This is a genomic window from Pseudomonas sp. 14A (assembly GCF_018132745.1).
Classification (GTDB): domain Bacteria; phylum Pseudomonadota; class Gammaproteobacteria; order Pseudomonadales; family Pseudomonadaceae; genus Aquipseudomonas; species Aquipseudomonas mercuritolerans.
This window is the reverse complement of sequence record NZ_JAGRQJ010000003.1, coordinates 627,274-646,926: the sequence shown is the minus strand read 5'-3', so window position 1 is coordinate 646,926 and position 19,653 is coordinate 627,274. Positions and strand designations below refer to the sequence as shown.

General features: G+C 61.9%; 18 protein-coding genes. 9 read left to right on the top strand and 9 right to left on the bottom strand.

From position 1 onward, the window contains the following. Nucleotide 1 precedes the first annotated feature (1 nt). The 4 genes from PS14A_RS05560 to PS14A_RS05545 form a co-directional block, all read right to left on the bottom strand. The gene (locus tag PS14A_RS05560) at nt 2-592 is read right to left on the bottom strand and encodes a YceI family protein (RefSeq protein ID WP_039762684.1); all 591 of its coding nucleotides are present in this window, start codon (nt 590-592) and stop codon (nt 2-4) included. A gap of 170 nt (nt 593-762) precedes the next feature. After that, nucleotides 763-1,059, bottom strand: a complete 297-nt coding sequence (locus PS14A_RS05555) for an amidase (protein WP_212615474.1) — start codon at nt 1,057-1,059, stop codon at nt 763-765. Continuing rightward, nucleotides 1,056-2,135, bottom strand: a complete 1,080-nt coding sequence (locus tag PS14A_RS05550) for a serine hydrolase (RefSeq protein ID WP_212615473.1) — start codon at nt 2,133-2,135, stop codon at nt 1,056-1,058. The genes PS14A_RS05555 and PS14A_RS05550 overlap by 4 nt, the downstream gene beginning before the upstream one ends. A 157-nt stretch (nt 2,136-2,292) precedes the next feature. After that, on the bottom strand, nt 2,293-3,171 hold the full coding sequence (locus PS14A_RS05545) for an acyl-CoA dehydrogenase family protein (protein ID WP_212615472.1): 879 nt from the start codon (nt 3,169-3,171) through the stop codon (nt 2,293-2,295). A gap of 153 nt (nt 3,172-3,324) precedes the next feature. Between PS14A_RS05545 and olsB the strand changes: the two genes are divergently transcribed. Further along, the gene (gene olsB, locus PS14A_RS05540) at nt 3,325-4,080 is read left to right on the top strand and encodes an L-ornithine N(alpha)-acyltransferase (protein WP_016771324.1); all 756 of its coding nucleotides are present in this window, start codon (nt 3,325-3,327) and stop codon (nt 4,078-4,080) included. Beyond that, entirely contained in the window at nt 4,080-4,874 is a 795-nt protein-coding gene (locus PS14A_RS05535; RefSeq protein WP_212615471.1) for a lysophospholipid acyltransferase family protein, read from the top strand. Before olsB ends, PS14A_RS05535 begins: the two co-directional genes overlap by 1 nt. A gap of 107 nt (nt 4,875-4,981) precedes the next feature. On the opposite strand, the gene PS14A_RS05530 is transcribed toward PS14A_RS05535, so the two are convergent. Continuing rightward, nucleotides 4,982-5,566, bottom strand: a complete 585-nt coding sequence (locus PS14A_RS05530; RefSeq protein WP_212615470.1) for an ACP phosphodiesterase — start codon at nt 5,564-5,566, stop codon at nt 4,982-4,984. Between the two features lie 168 nt (nt 5,567-5,734). Here PS14A_RS05530 and PS14A_RS05525 point away from each other — a divergent pair, with 168 nt between their 5' ends. The 3 genes from PS14A_RS05525 to PS14A_RS05515 are packed head-to-tail and all read left to right on the top strand — an operon-like array spanning nt 5,735 to nt 8,321. Continuing rightward, on the top strand, nt 5,735-6,037 hold the full coding sequence (locus PS14A_RS05525; protein ID WP_016771327.1) for a metalloregulator ArsR/SmtB family transcription factor: 303 nt from the start codon (nt 5,735-5,737) through the stop codon (nt 6,035-6,037). A 34-nt stretch (nt 6,038-6,071) separates the two neighbouring features. Then, nucleotides 6,072-7,238: an MFS transporter gene (locus PS14A_RS05520; protein WP_212615469.1), complete on the top strand. Its 1,167-nt coding sequence runs from the start codon at nt 6,072-6,074 to the stop codon at nt 7,236-7,238. 33 nt (nt 7,239-7,271) lie between these two features. Beyond that, nucleotides 7,272-8,321: an alkene reductase gene (locus PS14A_RS05515; protein ID WP_016771329.1), complete on the top strand. Its 1,050-nt coding sequence runs from the start codon at nt 7,272-7,274 to the stop codon at nt 8,319-8,321. Nucleotides 8,322-8,532: 211 nt separating this feature from the next. Here PS14A_RS05515 and emhR read toward each other — a convergent pair whose 3' ends face one another. Further along, on the bottom strand, nt 8,533-9,165 hold the full coding sequence (gene emhR / locus PS14A_RS05510; RefSeq protein WP_024011948.1) for an efflux system transcriptional repressor EmhR: 633 nt from the start codon (nt 9,163-9,165) through the stop codon (nt 8,533-8,535). Between the two features lie 266 nt (nt 9,166-9,431). On the opposite strand from emhR, the gene emhA reads away from it, so the two are divergent. The 4 genes from emhA (at nt 9,432) to PS14A_RS05490 (ending at nt 16,891) form a co-directional block, all read left to right on the top strand. After that, nucleotides 9,432-10,589: an efflux RND transporter periplasmic adaptor subunit EmhA gene (gene emhA, locus PS14A_RS05505; protein WP_016771331.1), complete on the top strand. Its 1,158-nt coding sequence runs from the start codon at nt 9,432-9,434 to the stop codon at nt 10,587-10,589. Nucleotides 10,590-10,592: 3 nt separating this feature from the next. After that, nucleotides 10,593-13,757, top strand: coding sequence for an efflux RND transporter permease subunit EmhB (emhB, locus tag PS14A_RS05500; RefSeq protein ID WP_024011946.1), 3,165 nt, complete (start codon nt 10,593-10,595; stop codon nt 13,755-13,757). Next, a complete protein-coding gene (gene emhC, locus PS14A_RS05495) occupies nt 13,754-15,214 on the top strand; it encodes an efflux RND transporter outer membrane subunit EmhC (protein WP_016771333.1) in 1,461 nt (486 codons plus the stop codon). The genes emhB and emhC overlap by 4 nt, the downstream gene beginning before the upstream one ends. A 417-nt stretch (nt 15,215-15,631) precedes the next feature. After that, nucleotides 15,632-16,891, top strand: coding sequence for an OprD family porin (locus tag PS14A_RS05490; protein ID WP_212615468.1), 1,260 nt, complete (start codon nt 15,632-15,634; stop codon nt 16,889-16,891). Nucleotides 16,892-17,048: 157 nt separating this feature from the next. Here PS14A_RS05490 and pcaC read toward each other — a convergent pair whose 3' ends face one another. Genes pcaC through PS14A_RS05475 form a run of 3 tightly spaced genes read right to left on the bottom strand, consistent with a single transcriptional unit; the run spans nt 17,049 to nt 19,619 of the window. Further along, nucleotides 17,049-17,441, bottom strand: coding sequence for a 4-carboxymuconolactone decarboxylase (gene pcaC, locus PS14A_RS05485; RefSeq protein ID WP_007917093.1), 393 nt, complete (start codon nt 17,439-17,441; stop codon nt 17,049-17,051). 10 nt (nt 17,442-17,451) lie between these two features. After that, nucleotides 17,452-18,243 carry a 3-oxoadipate enol-lactonase gene (pcaD, locus tag PS14A_RS05480; RefSeq protein ID WP_212615467.1) on the bottom strand — a complete coding sequence of 264 codons (792 nt, stop codon included), beginning with the start codon at nt 18,241-18,243 and terminating at the stop codon, nt 17,452-17,454. Between the two features lie 11 nt (nt 18,244-18,254). Then, on the bottom strand, nt 18,255-19,619 hold the full coding sequence (locus tag PS14A_RS05475) for a 3-carboxy-cis,cis-muconate cycloisomerase (protein WP_212615466.1): 1,365 nt from the start codon (nt 19,617-19,619) through the stop codon (nt 18,255-18,257). Nucleotides 19,620-19,653: the final 34 nt, after the last annotated feature.

Genomic DNA, 19,653 nt, shown 5'->3' with positions numbered 1-19,653 from the left:
GTCAGCGCGCCGTGAAGATCAGCACCGCACCCACCGGCACCGACAGACTGATCGCCGACAGATCGGCGAGTTTGCGCAGGTTTTCCAGGCCCGGCGCCAGATCGAAATCCTCGGCGTTGATCACCAGCGGCTCCAGTGTCACCACCTGAAAGCGCCGATCATCCAGACGCGTGGCGAGCAACTCGGCCGGGTATTCGTGCTGCTTGCCGTGCAGGCTGACGGTCAGCGGCAGGCGCAATTCCAACTGCGCGCCGGGGGCCAGATCGTTAATCGGGCGCAGATCGATCTGGGTGGTGATGGTCGCTGCCGGAAATTGCTCGATCTGGAACAGCTCCTTGCGCATGCGCTCATCGCGCAGGGGAATGCCGCTGTTGATCGATTCGAGCTCGACTTCGACCTCGGCGCGACCGTTGGGGTCGACCTTGCCGTGCAGCACCAGAAAACGCTGCACTTCCGACACGCTGGCATTTTTGGTGCTGACGAACGACAGCCGCGACGACTCGCCGTCCAGGTACCAATTGGCCTGGGCCGGCAGCGCAGCGGCGGTCAACAACAGACTGGCGAAGGTTGTATAGAGGGAGCGGTTGAACATTGAACACTCGTGGGGGCGATAAACCTGCACGAACCTTAACCGCCCGCCAAGTTATTGCAAGCCCTGTGGGAGCGAGCCTGCTCGCGAATGCAATGCTCGCCGCACAGCATGTATTGCGGCTTGCGACGATTTCGCGAGCAGGCTCGCTCCCACAGGGGAGACCAGATAATTCAAGGATTCAGGCGACAGCCCTGGCGTTCGCTCAGCCACTGCGCGCTGTTGCTGCGGCCCATGCCGCTGACGATGATGGTTTTGCTCGAAGCGTCATCGGTAAAACCGCTGGTTGGCAGCCATTGCTTCACATAACCGCGGCAATACCCAGCGTCGTTGTTCATCACATAACGACACGAGCAATATTCCTTGGCGGTGTAGGCGCTGATGATGTCCGGGAAAGCCCAGAGGTTTTCCCGTTCATACCAACCCCAACCGAGCAGCACGACCAACAGCAACAATAGAAACCGCCTCATGGCCGCACCGCCTGCAACACGCGTTTGAGCAATTCGTTGTGCTGGTAGCTGCCATCACGATCATCGGCGTAACGCACGATCACCAGTTTCTCGCTGGGCATCACGTACAGCGCCTGGCCCCAGTGGCCGAGGGCGGCGAAGGTGTCGGGCGGTGCGTCGGGCCACGGCGATGTTGCGCCATCGACAGGACGATTGAGCCACCAATGGCCGCCGGGCATGGCTTCGTCCTGATGCGCCTTATAACCGGCAAAGGGCTTGAGATTGAATGTCACCCAATCCTCGGGCAACAATTGCCGATCATTCCAGCGCCCACCGCGCGCCATCAGCAGACCGACCCGCGCCAAATCGCGCGCGGTGAGATAGGCATAGGACGAGGCAACAAACGTACCGCTGGCATCGGTTTCCCACACGGCGTGGCGAATGCCCAACGGCTCGAACAAAGCTGTCCACGGATAGTCGGGATAACGCTGCGGCCCGACGATAGTTTTCAGCGCGGCGGCGAGCAGATTGCTGTCACCGCTGGAATAACGGAAAGCCTGACCCGGTGCGGCGTAACTGTCGTGATTCGCAGTGAAAGCCGCCATGTCGCGACGGCCCCGCGTGTAAAGCATCGCCACCACCGAAGATTTCAGCGGGGCGTATTCGTAGTCTTCCTGCCAATCAAGACCGGAGGCCCACTTCAGCAGATGGCCGAGGGTGATCGCCGGATGTTTTTCCAGCGTCGGGTAGAACTTCAGCGCCGGATCGTCGAGCTTGAACCGGCCTTCGCCGTAGGCCACGCCAAGTACCGTGGCCAGCAGACTTTTGCTGATCGACCAGGTCAGATGTGGGGTCTGTTCGGTGGTCGGAGCGGCGTAGCGTTCGTAGATGATCTGGCCGTCGTGGATGATCAGCAAGGCGTCGGTGCGGATGCCTTCGCGGGTGGCGTCGTTGCGGGGCGCGAAGGCGTAGTTTTCCAGTGCCAGGGCAGCCGGGCCGGTGATCTGCGGGGCGATCGGCCATTGCTCGCCGGGCCATTGTTCGGCGCGGACGGTGAGGCTGATCAGCAGCAGGAACAGCGACAGGCCTTTGAACATGGTGGGGGCTCTGGGAATGAACCTGCTGAGCCTAGTCGGGGTTTATGACAGATGTGTGGTGTTCTTGAGGCCGCTTTCGCGAGCAGGCTCGCTCCCACATTTCGACAGACGAAACACGATCTTTCTGTGGGAGCGAGCCTGCTCGCGAAGGGGCCGCTCAGGTCACCGTCAAAGCCTTGGCCAACCGCTTGGCCCTCGCCCCTGCCGCCAACTGCATCACGCCCTTGTCCCGCTGCCACATCTGCGCCCACTCCACTGGACCATCGGCCAGCGCCTGTTCCACCTCCCGCGCCAGCGCTTCAAATTGCGCAAACAACCCGCCCAGCAGCACATGCCCGGCCGGATTGTTCGGCGCTTGCCGGCTGGCCTCGGCGCACCCGGCCAGAAGCGCCAGCAAACGCAATTGCAGGGGCTGCGGCCAGTCGCTGTCCTGGCCGACGCCATACAACCACGCGGTCATGGCGCTGAGCACGTAGACATCTTCAAGACTGCGAAACGGTTTGACGTAGGCGTCCCAGCCATCGCCGGCGAGCAGTTCGCACAGGGCGCCGTCCAGATGCAGGCGGCCGTGGCTGATGTCCGGCATCAACGGCAACGCCGGCAGTTTTTCCACCTTCACGCCGGGCTCGCCGGGATACACCACCGCCAGACTCAGGCGCGGTGTTTCGCCCGGCTCCTCACTGCGCGCAGCCACCAATAACCAATCGGCGGCGTCGCCTGCGGTGACGAAATCCTTGCGCCCGCTCAAGCGCAAATCGCGCAGCCGCGTTTGCATGTCCGCTGGGCGCAAGCTGCGTTGTTCGGTCGCGCACAAGGCGCCGAGGCTCAGCGGCGCGCTCGGCCACAACATGCGCAGCGCCGCCTGATAACCGACCAGAAACGCCAGCCCCGCCGTCGCCAACCGCCGCCCGCCTGCCACCGCCAATTCGAACGGCGTGACGTTGCCCAGCGCCTGCAACAACGTTGCAAAACCCTCAGCCAGATCAGCAGCGGCGGGCAAGCGTTCACTGCGGTGCAACAGATCTGTCCAGGGCATGGGCGCCTCCTTGTGGGCTGTCATATAAGCATCACCGAACGTTCATGGCGATGACACCGGGGCTACATAGCCTGACTTTGCACAACACGGCTGCATAAAGAAAGTCGATCGGCTGCAACCCACGACGGGTTAAAGGCCCGTACGGAGATTCACATGACGCAAATCGCCCGCATCAGCGACACCGGCAATGAACGCCGCCTGCAAGCCGAACGCCTGATCGGCGCCGAAGCCTTGCAGCAAGCCCAGGCCCTGCGCTTCGCCGTCTTCAGCGGCGAATTCAACGCCAAACTCAAAGGCGCGGAACTGGGTCTGGACATGGATGATTATGATGTTCACTGCAGCCACATCGGCGTGCGTGATCTGAACACCGGGCGCCTGGTCGCCACCACGCGTCTGCTCGATCACACTGCCGCCAGCAGCCTCGGCAAGTTCTACAGCGAAGAAGAATTCAGCCTGCACGGCCTCGCCCATCTGCAAGGCCCGATCCTGGAAATCGGCCGCACCTGCGTCGATCCGGCGTACCGCAACGGCGGCACCATCGCCGTGCTCTGGGGCGAATTGGCCGAAGTGCTCAATCAGGGCGGCTACAGCTACCTGATGGGTTGCGCGAGCATCCCGATGCAGGACGGCGGCATTCAGGCCCACGCGATCATGCAGCGTCTGCGCGAACGTTATCTGTGCACCGAACACCTGCGCGCCGAGCCGAAAAATCCGCTGCCGACGCTGGATATTCCGTCCAACGTCATCGCCGAAATGCCGCCGCTGCTCAAGGCCTACATGCGCCTCGGGGCGAAGATCTGCGGCGAGCCGTGCTGGGATGAAGACTTCCAGGTCGCCGACGTGTTCATCCTGCTCAAGCGCGACGAACTTTGCCCGCGCTACGCCAAGCACTTCAAGGCGGCCGTGTAATGAGCCGGTTGCGGGTGTACGCGCGAATCGCGCGAGTGCTGCTGGTGGTGACACTGGGGCTGACCATGGCCAGCGTCTTCGGCGTGTTCGAACGCATCGGTCTGGCCCACTCGATGGAGCGGCGCCAGCGCTGGTCGCGTTTTTTCATGGCGCGTTTGAGCAATGCCCTGCCGTTTCGCGTGAGCGTGCATGGCGAGCTGCCGAAACAGCCGATGCTGTGGGTCAGCAATCACGTGTCGTGGACCGACATTCCGCTGCTGGGCATGCTCACGCCGCTGTCGTTTCTGTCCAAGGCCGAAGTGCGCACCTGGCCGGTGGCCGGCTGGCTCGCAGCCAAGGCCGGCAGCCTGTTCATCCGCCGTGGATCGGGCGACAGCCAGTTGATCCGCAAGCAGATGACCCGCCATCTGCAAACCGAACATGCACTGCTGATGTTCCCTGAAGGCACCACCACCGATGGCCGTTCGCTGCGCACTTTTCATGGTCGCCTGCTGTCGGCGGCGATCGATTCCGAAGTGATGCTGCAACCGGTGGCAATCCGTTATCTGCGTGACGGCGAAATCGATACGCTGGCGCCGTTCATTGGTGACGATGACCTGCTCTCGCACCTGATGCGCCTGTTCAGCCATGACTGCGGCGACGTCGAAGTGCATCTGCTCAAGCCAATAGAGTGTCAGGGCCGCGAGCGTGCGGCGCTGGCGTTCGAAGCGCAGCAGGCGGTGCAGAAGGTGTTGTTTGGTGAGGTCGCAAAACCTGCCGAACCGCGCCGCACAGGCAACCTGATAGCCGCCTGAGCCAATACAAATCCTCTGTGGGAGCGAGCCTGCTCGCGAAGGCGGCGTGCCATTCAGCATCTATATTGGCTGAGACACCGCATTCGCGAGCAGGCTCGCTCCCACATTCAGATCTTCAGTGGATCAGAGTTTTGCGCAAAATCCTGCAGTTGCGGATAAAACAGGCTGAAGTCTTCACTCAGCGGCTCATACAACCGCCGCAACTCCGCCATGGCCCCGGCCAATTCCTCCGGCCTGGTCAGGCGTCGCGAGATCCCGCGCAGCACCTGTTCCAGCACCTCAAACTCGCGATACGAGCCCAGCCAGTCGTTGGCGACCATGTGCGGGGCGATCTTCGCCAGCCGTTCCGGCAATTGCCGTTCGCGGGACAGTACGTGATAGACGTCTGCGGTGAACTGCTCCAGCGGTCGGTCGGCATACAGCGTCCAGTCCCGCGCCAGGCAATGATCGAAAAACACATCAAGGACGATCCCCGCATAGCGCCGCCGCGTCTCGGTAAAGCGCCCCAAAGCAATGTCGACCAGTGGATGTCGATCGGTGAAGACGTCGATGCGCCGATGCAGCGCAATCGCCGCCTCCACTTCCGGGTCGAACTGGCCTTGCAGCCGACCTTTGACGAAGTCGCCATACAGGCTGCCGAGTAACTGACCGGGGCGGTGGCCGCCGAGATGCAAATGCGCGAGATAGTTCATGGGCGCAGCTTAGCACTGCGTTCGCTGCTCCAGCACCCTCGTATCGTTATAACCCGATATAGCGATTTATGCGCTCGTCAGACCGAATTCATATTGGTATATCGCGATCCAACGATTTAAAGTTCGCTCCATCGCGATATATCGCTACTGCCACCACGAGCCCAAGCCATGAACCTCGACCTCGACGAAATAATAAAAGCCCTGGCGCACCCAGTACGGCGAGACATCCTCAACTGGCTGAAGGACCCGAAAGGCGAATTCCCCGAGCAGTTGCACAACCACGAGTACGGTATTTGCGCCGGGCAGATAGATCAGCGTTGCGGCCTGTCGCAATCGACCGTTTCCGCGCATCTGGCGACCCTGCAACGGGCCGGGCTGATCAGCAGCCAGAAGGCCGGGCAGTGGCATTTTTTCAAACGTAACGAGGACGTCATCCAGGCGTTTCTCAGCACCCTCAGTAAAGAGCTCTGACCCTTAACGTCAGCCAGCCGACAAGGAAACCTGCATGCCCCTTTCGCTTCTCATCCTCGCCCTGAGCGCTTTCGCCATCGGCACCACCGAGTTCGTCATCATGGGCCTGCTGCCCGACGTGGCGGCGGACCTCGGCGTGTCGATTCCCGGCGCCGGCTGGCTGGTCACCGGTTACGCCTTGGGCGTGGCCATCGGTGCGCCGTTCATGGCGCTGGCCACCGCGAAGCTGCCGCGCAAGGCCGCGCTGGTGGCGTTGATGGGCATCTTTATTGTCGGCAACCTGCTCTGCGCCATCGCCAGCGACTACAACGTGCTGATGTTTGCCCGGGTGGTCACGGCGCTGTGTCACGGTGCGTTCTTCGGCATTGGCTCGGTGGTGGCGGCCAATCTGGTCGCACCAAACAAACGTGCCTCGGCGGTGGCGTTGATGTTCACCGGTCTGACCCTGGCCAACGTGCTCGGCGTACCGCTGGGCACCGCATTGGGTCAGGAAGCCGGCTGGCGTTCGACCTTCTGGGCCGTGACCGTCATCGGCGTGATCGCGCTGATCGGCCTGATCCGCTTCCTGCCGGCCAAGCGTGACGAAGAAAAACTCGACATGCGCGCCGAACTCGCTGCCCTCAAAGGTGCCGGCATCTGGCTGTCGCTGAGCATGACCGCGTTGTTCGCCGCCTCGGTTTTCACCCTGTTCACCTACGTCGCCCCACTGCTCGGTGAAGTCACTGGCGTGTCGCCGCGTGGCGTGACCTGGACACTGATGCTCATCGGCCTCGGTCTGACGGTCGGCAACATCATCGGCGGCAAACTCGCCGACAAAGGCATGGCCGCCACGCTGATCGGCGTGTTCATCGCCATGGCCGTGGTTTCCACGGTGCTGAGCTGGACCAGCGTCGCGCTGATCCCGACTGAAATCACTCTGTTCCTCTGGGCCACCGCGTGTTTCGCCGCTGTGCCGGCGCTGCAAGTCAACGTGGTGACCTTCGGCAAGGCTGCGCCGAACCTGGTTTCGACCCTGAACATCGGCGCCTTCAACGTCGGCAACGCCCTCGGCGCCTGGGTCGGCGGCAGCGTCATCGCCCACGGCTACGGCCTGAACAGCGTGCCACTGGCCGCTGCGGCGCTGGCCGTGCTTGCCCTGCTGGTGACCCTGATTACCTTCCGCCAGAACGGCAATGCCGAGCTGGCGCCTGCTTCCAACTGATCAACTTCCTTAATTAAAGCGAGGCTTTTAGACATGGCGACTATTTTCGACCCGATCAAACTCGGCGACATCGAGCTGAACAACCGCATCATCATGGCCCCGCTGACCCGCTGCCGCGCCGACGAAGGTCGTGTGCCGAACGCGCTGATGGCCGAATACTACGTACAACGCGCCTCGGCCGGCCTGATCCTCAGTGAAGCCACTTCGGTAACGCCGATGGGCGTCGGCTACCCGGACACCCCGGGCATCTGGTCCAACGATCAAGTGCGTGGCTGGGCCAACGTGACCAAGGCGATTCACGGCGCCGGCGGCAAGATCTTCCTGCAACTGTGGCACGTTGGCCGCATTTCTCACCCTTCGTACCTGAACGGTGAAGCGCCGGTCGCGCCAAGCGCCATCCAGCCCAAGGGTCACGTCAGCCTGGTGCGCCCACTGGCCGACTATCCAACGCCGCGCGCTCTGGAAACCGCTGAAATCGCCGACATCGTCGACGCCTACCGCACCGGCGCCGAGAACGCCAAGGCCGCCGGTTTCGACGGCGTGGAAATCCACGGCGCCAACGGTTACCTGCTCGACCAGTTCCTGCAAAGCAGCACCAACCAGCGCACCGACCAGTACGGCGGCTCGCTGGAAAACCGTGCGCGCCTGCTGCTGGAAGTGACCGACGCCGCGATCGAAGTCTGGGGCGCCGGCCGCGTGGGTGTGCACCTGGCACCGCGTGCAGATTCCCACGACATGGGCGATGACAACCTTGCCGAGACCTTCACCTACGTCGCCCGTGAACTGGGCAAGCGTGGCATCGCGTTCATCTGCTCGCGCGAAAAAGAAGGCGCCGACAGCCTCGGCCCGCAACTGAAAGAAGCGTTCGGTGGCCCATACATTGCCAACGAGAAGTTCACCAAGGAAAGCGCCAACGAGTGGCTGGCCAGCGGTAAGGCAGACGCCGTAGCGTTCGGCGTGCCGTTCATTGCCAACCCGGACCTGCCGGCACGTTTGCAGGCCGATGCGCCGTTGAACGAGCCGCATCCAGAGACTTTCTACGGCAAGGGTCCGGTCGGCTATATCGACTATCCGACCTTGTAATCACGCTGTAGCGCAGAAATGAAAAAGCCCCGGACTTGTGAGAGTCAGGGGCTTTTTGCTGTTGGCGCAGGGTAAGAGCCAGCGAACACCGTTTCACAACAGCGACACAATTTCCCTACAAAATCCACGGCTGGCTACGTTTAAACTCCCCGCCGCGATCATCAGCCATGGCGGCTGATTGACATCCTGCCGGGCAATTGCGCATTTTGTTTCATTTGCGCAGGCTTGGGCTCAGGCGCAGCATGTCCAGCCCGGTGTCGACCCAGCGTTCAGCCTCGGCGTGCAGTTCGAAGCTGTCCGGGGCCAGCAGCCAGCCGTACAGCAGGCCGTCGATGTAGGCATGAATGCTGATGGCCGCGCGGGCAGTGTCGAGGTCTTCCGGCAACTGGCCGCGATTCACCGCGTTACGCAGGGTCAGGCCGATGCGCACGTTGCAATCGAGACTGGCCGTCCGGCGCTGCTGGCGCAGATCGCACATTTCATCGGTGAACTCGCACTTATGAAACAGAATTTCGTTGATGCGCCGGGTTTTCGGGTCCAGTGCAACTTGATGAAACAAATGAATCAGCAACTGCCGCATGCAGCCCAGCGGGTCCGGTTCGTCCTCGCTTTCGCTGGCCTTGGCCAGTTCATCCAGCGGTTCGTGCAGGCTGTCGAGCATGGCCTGGACCAGGTCGGCCTTGTTGCTGAAATGCCAGTAGATGGCGCCACGCGTCACGCCGGCGAGGGTCGCGATGTCCGCCAGGGTGGTGCGGGCAACCCCCCTTTCATAGAAGGCTTTCTCGGCCGCTTCCAGAATCTGGCTGCGGGTTTCCTGAGCTTCCTCTTTGGTACGACGGACCATGGCAGTAAAACCTCAAACAGGATGTTTCAGGGATGGCTGAATATCCGCTGAATAAAGAGGGGGCGATCTCTCGCGAATCGACTCCCCGGCCTACAATTTCAAACCTTGCGACGACTTTTGTATCAGGGTGGGTACACGGCGCAGGTGTTTACAAACAACCATGAACGTAAGTATATTACTTAGCAAGCTACTTATCCACCCGGTGCCCGATTTTTACTCTTTCACACTTCTTGTGCGCTTCTTGCGCGCCTGACCCGAGGATCTTCATGCAATTCAAGCCAGCTGTTACCGCTCTGGTCACTGCCGTCGCCCTGGCATCGCTGCTCAGCGGATGTAAAAAGGAAGAAGCGGCCCCAGCCGCTCCGCCTCCTCAGGTCGGCGTCGTCACCCTGCAACCACAAGCCTTTACCCTGACCTCGGAACTGCCGGGCCGCACCAGTGCGTTCCGCATCGCGGAAGTTCGCCCGCAGGTCAACGGCATCATCCTCAAGCGTCTGTTCAAGGAAGGTGCCGACGTCAAAGCCGGCCAGCAGCTGTATCAGATCGATCCGTCGGTCTATGAAGCTACGCTGAAAAGCGCCGAAGCCGAGCTGCGTTCGACCAAGTCGATTTCCGACCGCTACAAGCAACTGGTCGACGAACAAGCCGTGAGCCGTCAGGAATACGACACCGCACTGGCCAACCGCCTGCAATCGGAAGCCTCGTTGCAGAGCGCGCAGATCAACGTGCGCTACACCAAAGTCTACGCGCCGATCTCTGGCCGTATCGGCCGCTCTTCGGTGACCGAAGGCGCACTGGTCAGCAATGGCCAGGCCGATGCAATGGCAGTGATTCAGCAGCTCGACCCGATCTACGTCGACGTGACCCAGTCGTCGGTGGAACTGCTGGAACTTCGCCGCGAGCTGGAAAGCGGCCGTCTGCAGAAGGCTGGCGACAACGCCGCCGCAGTCAAGCTGACCCTGGAAGACGGCAGCCAGTACAAGCTCGACGGCAAGCTGGAATTCTCCGAAGTCTCGGTTGACCAGACCACCGGCTCGGTGACCCTGCGCGCGGTGTTCCCGAACCCGGATCACACCCTCTTGCCAGGCATGTTCGTTCACGCCCAGCTGCAAGCCGGCGTCAACAGCGCAGCGATCCTCGCGCCGCAACAAGGCGTGACCCGCGACCTCAAAGGCACCCCGACCGCACTGGTCGTCGGCGCCGACAACAAGGTCGAACTGCGTCAGCTCAAGGCCAGCCGCACCGTCGGCAGCCAGTGGCTGATCGAAGACGGCCTGAAAGCCGGCGATCGTCTGATCACCGAAGGGCTGCAGTACGTCAAACCGGGCGTCGAGGTCAAAGCGACCGAGGCGACTAACGTCGGCACCAAGAACCCGGCCCCCGCACAGGCAGCTGACAAAGCCGCCGGCGGCAAAGGGGAGTAATCCATGTCAAAATTCTTCATCGACCGTCCGATTTTCGCCTGGGTAATCGCCCTGGTGATCATGCTGGTCGGGGCACTTTCGATCCTGAAATTGCCGATCAACCAATACCCGAGCATTGCGCCACCGGCCATTGCGATCCAGGTGACCTACCCAGGCGCGTCCGCACAAACCGTGCAGGACACCGTGGTCCAGGTCATCGAGCAACAGCTCAACGGTATCGACAACCTGCGTTATGTGTCGTCGGAAAGTAACTCCGACGGCAGCATGACCATCACCGCGACCTTCGAGCAAGGCACCAACTCCGACACCGCGCAGGTCCAGGTCCAGAACAAGCTGAACCTGGCCACCCCGCTGCTGCCGCAGGAAGTGCAGCAACAGGGTATCCGCGTGACCAAGGCAGTGAAGAACTTCCTGCTGGTGATCGGCGTGGTGTCGCGTGACGGCAGCATGACCAAGGACGACCTGTCCAACTACATCGTGTCGAACATGCAGGACCCGATCTCGCGGACCGCCGGTGTCGGTGACTTCCAGGTCTTCGGTGCGCAGTACGCGATGCGTATCTGGCTCGACCCGGCCAAGTTGAACAACTTCAACCTGACCCCGGTCGACGTGAAGAATGCGATTGCCGCGCAGAACGTCCAGGTGTCGTCCGGTCAGCTCGGTGGCTTGCCTGCCGTGCAGGGCCAGCAACTGAACGCGACGATCATCGGCAAGACCCGTCTGCAGACTGCTGAGCAGTTCAAGGAAATCCTGCTCAAGGTCAACAAGGACGGTTCGCAGGTTCGCCTCAAAGACGTGGCTGAAGTCGGCCTCGGCGGTGAGAACTACGCGATCAGCGCCCAGTTCAACGGCAGCCCGGCGTCCGGTCTGGCGGTGAAACTGGCCAACGGCGCCAACGCCCTCGATACCGCCAAAGCGCTGCGCAACACCATCGACAGCCTCAAGCCGTTCTTCCCGCAAGGCATGGAAGTGGTGTTCCCGTACGACACCACTCCGGTGGTGACCGAATCGATCAAAGGCGTGGTGCACACCCTGGTCGAAGCGATCGCGCTGGTGTTCCTGGTGATGTTCCTGTTCCTGCAGAACTTCCGCGCCACCGTCATCACCACGATGACCGTGCCGGTGGTACTGCTCGGTACGTTCGGCATCCTCGCCGCCGCCGGTTTCAGCATCAACACCCTGACCATGTTCGGCATGGTGCTGGCCATCGGTCTGCTGGTGGACGACGCCATCGTCGTGGTGGAAAACGTCGAGCGGGTGATGAGCGAAGAAGGCTTGTCACCGAAGGAAGCGACAAAGAAATCCATGGGCCAGATCCAGGGTGCACTGGTCGGTATCGCCCTCGTGCTCTCGGCGGTACTGCTGCCGATGGCGTTCTTCAGCGGCTCCACGGGTGTGATCTACAAGCAGTTCTCGATCACCATCGTGTCGGCCATGGCCCTGTCGGTACTGGTTGCCCTGATCTTCACCCCGGCGCTGTGCGCGACCATGCTCAAGCCGATTCCGAAAGGCGAGCACGGTACCCCGAAGAAAGGTTTCTTCGGCTGGTTCAACCGCAACTTCGACCGTGGCGTACGCAGCTACGAACGCGGCGTCGGCAACATGCTGACCCGCAAGGCGCCGTATCTGCTGGCGTACCTTTTGATCGTCGTCGGCATGATCTGGCTGTTCACCCGCATCCCGACCGCGTTCCTCCCGGAAGAAGACCAGGGCGTACTGTTCGCTCAGGTGCAGACCCCGGCCGGTTCCAGTGCCCAGCGCACGCAGGTGGTGGTGGATGAAATGCGTGAGTACCTGCTGCGTCCGAACAAGGACGGCGGTGAGGCGGACGCGGTGGCTTCGGTGTTTACCGTGACCGGCTTCAACTTCGCCGGCCGTGGTCAGAGCTCGGGTATGGCGTTCATCATGCTCAAGCCGTGGGGCGAACGTAACGCGGACAACAGCGTGTTTAACCTCGCTGCGCGTGCCCAGCAACACTTCTTCAGCTTCCGCGACGCGATGGTGTTTGCCTTCGCCCCGCCAGCGGTTCTGGAATTGGGTAACGCCACCGGTTTCGACGTGTTCCTGCAGGACCGCGCCGGTATTGGTCACGAAAAACTGATGGAAGCGCGTAACCAGTTCCTCGGCATGGCGGCGCAAAGCAAGGTGCTGACCCAGGTGCGTCCGAACGGTCTGAACGATGAGCCGCAGTTCCAGCTGGAAATCGACGACGAGAAGGCGAGTGCCCTCGGCATCACCATCAGCGACATCAACAACACCCTGTCGATCGCACTGGGCAGTAGCTACGTCAACGACTTCATCGACCGTGGTCGGGTGAAGAAAGTCTACGTGCAGGGCCAGCCGGACTCGCGCATGAGCCCGGAAGACTTGAAGAAGTGGTACGTGCGTAACGCCGAAGGCACCATGGTTCCGTTCTCGGCATTTGCCAAGGGCGAGTGGGTCTACGGTTCGCCGAAACTGGCGCGCTACAACGGTGTGGAAGCGGTTGAGGTCCTCGGGGCTCCGGCGCCGGGCTACTCCACCGGTGAAGCGATGGCTGAAGTCGAAGCGATTGCCAAGAAGCTGCCGTCCGGTGTCGGTATCTCCTGGACCGGTCTGTCCTACGAGGAACGTCTGTCCGGCTCGCAAGCACCGGCGCTGTACGCCCTGTCGCTGCTGATGGTGTTCCTGTGTCTGGCGGCGCTGTATGAAAGCTGGTCGATTCCGATCGCGGTCATGCTCGTGGTACCGCTGGGGATCATCGGTGCGCTGATGGCCACCAGCCTGCGCGGTCTGTCCAACGACGTGTACTTCCAGGTGGGCTTGTTGACGACCATCGGTCTGGCGGCTAAAAACGCCATTCTGATCGTCGAATTCGCCAAGGAACTGCATGAACAGGGACGCAGCCTGCGTGAAGCGGCGATTGAAGCCTGCCGCATGCGTCTGCGCCCGATCATCATGACCTCGCTGGCCTTCGTTCTCGGTGTTGTGCCGCTGGCGATTTCCACCGGCGCCGGTTCAGGCAGTCAGCATGCGATCGGTACCGGCGTGATTGGCGGTATGCTCACGGCCACGATCCTGGCGATCTTCTGGGTCCCACTGTTCTTCGTTACTGTGTCGTCCATCGGTCAGCGCAAAAAGACCGACGCGGATGAGACTACTGAAACTCCTAAAGAGGCTGGCCAATGAGCAAGTCGCTACTCTCCATCGCAGTCGCCGCCTTCGTGCTGAGCGGTTGCTCGCTGATACCTGACTATCAGCAGCCTGAGGCTCCGGTCGCAGGCCAGTACCCGCAGGGGCCGGCGTACTCGCCGGCCCAGGCTCCGGCGCAAGCCGCTGCCGAACAGGGCTGGAAGCAGTTTTTCCATGACCCGGCCCTGCAACAGCTGATCCAGGTCGCCCTGGAAAACAACCGTGACCTGCGTGTCGCGGCGCTGAACATCGACGCTTACGCGGCGCAGTACCGCATCCAGCGCGCCGACCTGTTCCCGGCGGTGTCGGCCAATGCCGCCGGCAGCCGCCAGCGTCTGCCGGCCCGTGCCTCGCAGACCGGCGAGTCGATGATCAGCAGTTCGTATTCCGCCACCGTCGGCGTCAGCGCCTACGAACTCGACCTGTTCGGTCGGGTGCGCAGCCTGAGCGAGCAAGCGCTGCAACAGTACTTCGCTACTGAAGAAGCACGCCGCAGTACGCAGATCAGTCTGGTCGCCAACGTCGCCAACGCCTACCTGACCTGGCAGGCGGACAAGGAATTGCTCAAGCTGACGCAGGACACCCTCGGTGCCTTCGAAGAAAGCTACAAGCTGACCAGCCGCAGCAACGAAGTCGGTGTGGCCTCGGCGCTGGATCTGGCGCAGTCGCGCACCTCGGTCGAGAACGCCCGGGCACAATTGGCGCGTTATACCCGCCAGGTCGCGCAGGACGAAAACAGCCTGACCCTGCTGCTCGGCACCGGTATTCCGGCCAACCTGCAAACGGCCAAACCGCTGTCTGATGACCTGCTCAGCGATGTGCCGGCCGGTCTGCCTTCGGACCTGCTGCAACGTCGTCCGGACATTCTGCAGGCCGAGTACAACCTGAAGGCGGCTAACGCCAACATCGGCGCGGCGCGTGCAGCGTTCTTCCCGAGCATCAGCCTGACCGCCAACGCGGGCAGCCTGAGCCCGGATCTGTCCGGTCTGTTCAAGGGTGGTTCGGGGACGTGGCTGTTCCAGCCGCAGATCAACCTGCCGATCTTCAACGCCGGCAGCCTGCGCGCCAGCCTCGACTACGCCAAGATCCAGAAGGACATTGGCGTGGCGAACTACGAGAAGTCCATCCAGACCGCCTTCCAGGAAGTCGCCGACGGCCTCGCCGCCCGCCAGACCTACACCGAGCAGCTGCAAGCGCAGCGTGACTTCGTTCAGGCCAACCAGGATTACTACCGCCTGGCCGAACGTCGCTACCGCATCGGCGTCGACAGCAACCTGACCTTCCTCGATGCCCAGCGTCAGTTGTTCAGCGCGCAACAAGCGCTGATCACCGACCGCCTCGCGCAGCTGACCAGTGCGGTCAACCTGTACAAGGCACTGGGCGGTGGCTGGAATGCGCAGACCGCGCAGAACGAAGCGCTGAAAGAAGAAGCGCCGAAGATGAAGCTGTTCTGATCATCGGCTGAATACAAGGAGCCCACCGATTGGTGGGCTTTTTGTTGCCTGCCTGAAAGGTGTGTTGTTCGGGCTGACCCCTTCGCGAGCAGGCTCGCTCCCACATTTGAAATGCGCCCACCTGTGGGAGCGAGCCTGCTCGCGAAGAGGCCCGCACATCCGCCCAAAAAACCCGGCTCAATCTTGCGTTCGATAATCGCCCAAAACCCGCTTTTACCAATTGAATCAAAACATCCGCGCCCCGCACCATTCGCTCCACAAAACCAATAACAACAGGTTTGACACCATGCTCCAGCGCCCTGCCCCGCCCGGCTGACCGCCACCGCTTCACCTCAGATATGCATCACTTTGCCTGCGCCGCACCTGCCGCGACAGCGCAGCCGTTCGCCCTAAAAAAAACAAGAGAGACCCAAGTCCATGACAGTTTTCCCTGTGCCTTACGCATTGCCCGCTGTGATCGCCCTGGCCATCGCCGGTCTGGCCCTGCCGGCAAGCGCCGAAGATGGCGGCTTCGTTGAAGGCGCCAAGGTCAACCTCAACCTGCGCAACTTCTATATCAACCGCAACTTCACCAATCCGACCAAGACTCAGGGCAAGGCTGAAGAGTGGACGCAGAGTTTCATCCTCGACGCCAAATCCGGCTTTACCCAAGGCACCGTCGGTTTCGGCATGGACGTACTCGGGCTGTATTCGGTCAAGCTCGATGGCGGTAAGGGCACGGGCGGCACGCAGTTGTTGCCGCTGGACCATGACGGCCGCCCGGCGGACAACTTCGGCCGCACTAACGTCGCCTTCAAGGCCCGACTTTCCCAGACCGAAGTCAAGGTCGGTGAGTGGATGCCGGTGCTGCCGATCCTGCGTTCGGATGACGGTCGCTCGCTGCCGCAGACCTTCCGTGGCGGCCAGATCACCTCGAAGGAAATCGCCGGCCTGACCCTCTATGGCGGCCAGTTCCGCGCCAACAGCCCGCGCGACGACAGCAGCATGAGCGACATGTCGATGACCGGCAAAGCCGCGTTCACCTCTGATCGTTTCAACTTCCAGGGCGGCGAATACCTGTTCAACGACAAGCGCACACAGATCGGCCTGTGGAACGCGCAACTCAAGGACATCTACAGCCAGCAGTACCTCAATGTGCTGCACAGCCAGCCGCTCGGCGACTGGACGCTGGGCGCCAACCTCGGCTTTTTCTATGGCAAGGAAGATGGCAGCGCGCGTGCCGGCGACCTGGACAACAAGACCTGGTACGGCATGTTTTCGGCCAAGTACGGCGGCAACACGTTCTACCTCGGCTTGCAGAAATTGACCGGCGACAGCGCGTGGATGCGGGTCAACGGCACCAGTGGCGGCACGCTGGCCAACGACAGCTACAACGCCAGTTATGACAACGCTCAGGAACGCTCCTGGCAGCTGCGCCACGACTACAACTTCGCCGCCATGGGCATCCCCGGCCTGACCCTGATGAACCGCTACATCAGCGGCGACAACGTGCACACCGGGACGATCACCGACGGCAAGGAATGGGGTCGCGAATCGGAACTCGGTTACACGGTGCAGAGCGGCACGTTGAAGGATCTGAACGTCAGATGGCGCAACTCGACCATGCGCCGCGACTTCAGCAACAACGAGTTCGATGAAAATCGCCTGATCGTCAGCTACCCGATCAGCCTTCTCTAACCACCGATTACGTGTAGGAGCTGCCGAAGGCTGCGATCTTTTGATCTTGTTTTTAACAAATCAAAATCAAAAGATCGCAGCCTTCGGCAGCTCCTACAGGGGAATGCATTCCAAGGTGGGAGCGAGCCTGCTCGCGAAAGCGGCAGACCGGCCGCCATTATTCTCGAGATTCGACGCCCAGCTCATCCCACACCGACTCGGCCAAATGAAACGTCGCGTTCGCCGCCGGGATGCCGCAGTAGATTGCGCTCTGCATGATCACTTCCTTGATCTCGCCACGGCTCACACCATTATTGGCCGCAGCACGCAGGTGCAGTTTCAGTTCGCCCTCGCGGTTCATGCCGATCAGCATGGCGATGGTGATCAGGCTGCGGGTATGACGGGGCAGGCCCGGGCGGGTCCAGATGTCGCCCCAGGCGTGCCGGGTGATCATCTCCTGGAATTCCGAGTTGAACTCGGTCAGCGTGGTCAGGCTGCGATCGACGTGGGCATCGCCCAGCACCGCGCGGCGTACTTGCATGCCTTCGTCGTAACGTTGTTTCTCGTCCACAAAATCTTCCTCACTGAGCCTGCAGAAACGCCAGCACCCGATCACTGAAATCAGCGCCGGCCTGCACGTTGGACAAATGCGCCGCATAGAACTCGGCGTACTCGGCGCCGCGCACATGGTCGCGAATGAAGTGCCCGCCGGACGGCGGCGTCACCGCATCTTCGCTGCCGGCAATCACCAGCAATGGCACGTTGATCGAAGCCAGTTGTTCACGGAAATCGGCATCGCGTACGGCCGCGCAGTTGGCCGCATAGCCTTGTGGATTGGTTGCGGCAAGCATGTCGGTAATCTTCTTCGCCGCCTCGGGATGTGCTGCGGAAAAGTCCGGGGTAAACCAGCGCGCAATCGAGGCATCACGCAGCGCGACCATCGCCGCCGGGCCGTCACGCAGTACGGTTTCGATGCGCGGATTCCACACCGACGGGTCGCCGATTTTCGCCGCCGTATTGCACACGATCAGTTTGTGCAGACGATGGCCGGCATTGATCCCCAGCCACTGACCGATCAGCCCGCCCATCGACAGTCCGCAGAAATGCGCGCGCTCGATATGCAGCGCATCGAGCAGACCGAGCACGTCGCGACCGAGTTGTTCGATGCTGTACGGCCCCTCGGTGACCAGCGATTGCCCATGGCCGCGCGTGTCGAAACGCAGCACGCGGAAATGCTCGGTGAACGCCGGCATTTGCGCGTCCCACATGTGCAGGTCGGTGCCCAGCGAGTTGGACAGCACCAGCACCGGCGCCTCCGCCGGGCCTTCTATTTGATAATGCAGTTCGCCATCGGCGAGTTGAACGAAAGCCACAGCCCTCTCCTTCAGACAGTCAAAGCGTTGTGTTCAGCCACCGCACGCTCGACCCAGACTTGCGCCTGGCCGAGGTAATGCGCGGGGTTCAGAAGATCATCGAGTTCAGCGCCACTGAGTTCGGCGGTGACTTGCGGCTCGTCAGCGAGCACCGCACGCAGATGGCGTTGCTCGGCCACCGCGCGTTTGCAGCATTGCTCGAGCAGATGATGCGCGGTGTCGCGGCCGACGCGTTGGGCGAGGACGATGCTCACCGCTTCGGCCAGCACCAGGCCCTGGGTCAATTCGAGGTTGCGGGCCATGCGCGCCGCGTCGACTTCCAAACCGTCGGCCAGCAAACGCGCCTGTTGCAGCGAACCGGACACCAGGCAGCAGATTTCCGGCAGGGTTTCCCATTCGGCATGCCACAAACCGAGGCTGCGTTCGTGCTCCTGCGGCATCGCGCTGAACAGCGTCGACACCAGCCCCGGCACCCGCGTGGCCGCGCCGATCAGCACCGCCGCGCCAACCGGGTTGCGTTTGTGCGGCATAGTCGAAGAACCGCCCTTGCCCGGTGCGGCGGGCTCGAATACTTCCGCTGCTTCGGTCTGCATCAACAGGCTGATGTCGCGGCCGAATTTGCCGAGGCTGCCGGCGATCAGGCCAAGCACCGCGCCGAATTCGACGATGCGATCACGCTGGGTATGCCACGGTTGCTCGGGCAGGGTCAGTTGCAGCTCTTCGGCCAATGCTTTGGCGATCGGCAACGCCTGTTCACCCAGCGCCGCGAGCGTGCCGGAGGCGCCACCGAATTGCAGCACCAGCAGCCGCGGTTTCAGCTCCTGTAGACGCAGACGGCTGCGCGTGACGGCGCCCAGCCATCCGGCGATTTTCATACCGAGAGTCACCGGCGTGGCATGTTGCAGCCAGGTGCGCCCGGCCAGTGGCGTGGTAGCGAAACGTTGTGCCTGAGCTGCGAGCGAGTCGGCCAGTTGCGCCAGTTGGTCTTCGATCAGCGCCAGCGCCTGGCGCAATTGCAGGACCAGCCCGGAATCCATCACGTCCTGACTGGTCGCGCCCAGATGCACATAGCGCTCGGCTTCGGCATCGCTCGAGGCGATCTGCTTGCCCAAGGCCTTGACCAGTGGGATCGCCGAATTGCCGGCCGTGGCAATCGCCTCGCCCAGCGCCGCGAAGTCATACAGGCCCGCGTCGCACGCTGTGGCAATCGGTGCCACGGCCGATGAAGGAATCAGCCCGACCCGCGCCTCGGCCCGGGCCAGCGCCGCTTCGAAATCAAGCATCGCCTGCACCCGGCCCTGATCGCAGAACACTTCGCGCATATCGCGAGCGGTGAAGTAGGCATCGAACAATTGATTGCCCGGTCGCTGAGTCATAAACAGTCCTTGCCGGCGCGGGCCTCGCAGCCCG

Coding starts and splice junctions, on each gene's coding strand:
- PS14A_RS05560 (WP_039762684.1), bottom strand. CDS start 592: ATGTTCAACCGCTCCCTCTATACAACCTTCGCCAGTCTGTTGTTGACC.
- PS14A_RS05555 (WP_212615474.1), bottom strand. CDS start 1,059: ATGAGGCGGTTTCTATTGTTGCTGTTGGTCGTGCTGCTCGGTTGGGGT.
- PS14A_RS05550 (WP_212615473.1), bottom strand. CDS start 2,135: ATGTTCAAAGGCCTGTCGCTGTTCCTGCTGCTGATCAGCCTCACCGTC.
- PS14A_RS05545 (WP_212615472.1), bottom strand. CDS start 3,171: ATGCCCTGGACAGATCTGTTGCACCGCAGTGAACGCTTGCCCGCCGCT.
- olsB (WP_016771324.1), top strand. CDS start 3,325: ATGACGCAAATCGCCCGCATCAGCGACACCGGCAATGAACGCCGCCTG.
- PS14A_RS05535 (WP_212615471.1), top strand. CDS start 4,080: ATGAGCCGGTTGCGGGTGTACGCGCGAATCGCGCGAGTGCTGCTGGTG.
- PS14A_RS05530 (WP_212615470.1), bottom strand. CDS start 5,566: ATGAACTATCTCGCGCATTTGCATCTCGGCGGCCACCGCCCCGGTCAG.
- PS14A_RS05525 (WP_016771327.1), top strand. CDS start 5,735: ATGAACCTCGACCTCGACGAAATAATAAAAGCCCTGGCGCACCCAGTA.
- PS14A_RS05520 (WP_212615469.1), top strand. CDS start 6,072: ATGCCCCTTTCGCTTCTCATCCTCGCCCTGAGCGCTTTCGCCATCGGC.
- PS14A_RS05515 (WP_016771329.1), top strand. CDS start 7,272: ATGGCGACTATTTTCGACCCGATCAAACTCGGCGACATCGAGCTGAAC.
- emhR (WP_024011948.1), bottom strand. CDS start 9,165: ATGGTCCGTCGTACCAAAGAGGAAGCTCAGGAAACCCGCAGCCAGATT.
- emhA (WP_016771331.1), top strand. CDS start 9,432: ATGCAATTCAAGCCAGCTGTTACCGCTCTGGTCACTGCCGTCGCCCTG.
- emhB (WP_024011946.1), top strand. CDS start 10,593: ATGTCAAAATTCTTCATCGACCGTCCGATTTTCGCCTGGGTAATCGCC.
- emhC (WP_016771333.1), top strand. CDS start 13,754: ATGAGCAAGTCGCTACTCTCCATCGCAGTCGCCGCCTTCGTGCTGAGC.
- PS14A_RS05490 (WP_212615468.1), top strand. CDS start 15,632: ATGACAGTTTTCCCTGTGCCTTACGCATTGCCCGCTGTGATCGCCCTG.
- PS14A_RS05475 (WP_212615466.1), bottom strand. CDS start 19,619: ATGACTCAGCGACCGGGCAATCAATTGTTCGATGCCTACTTCACCGCT.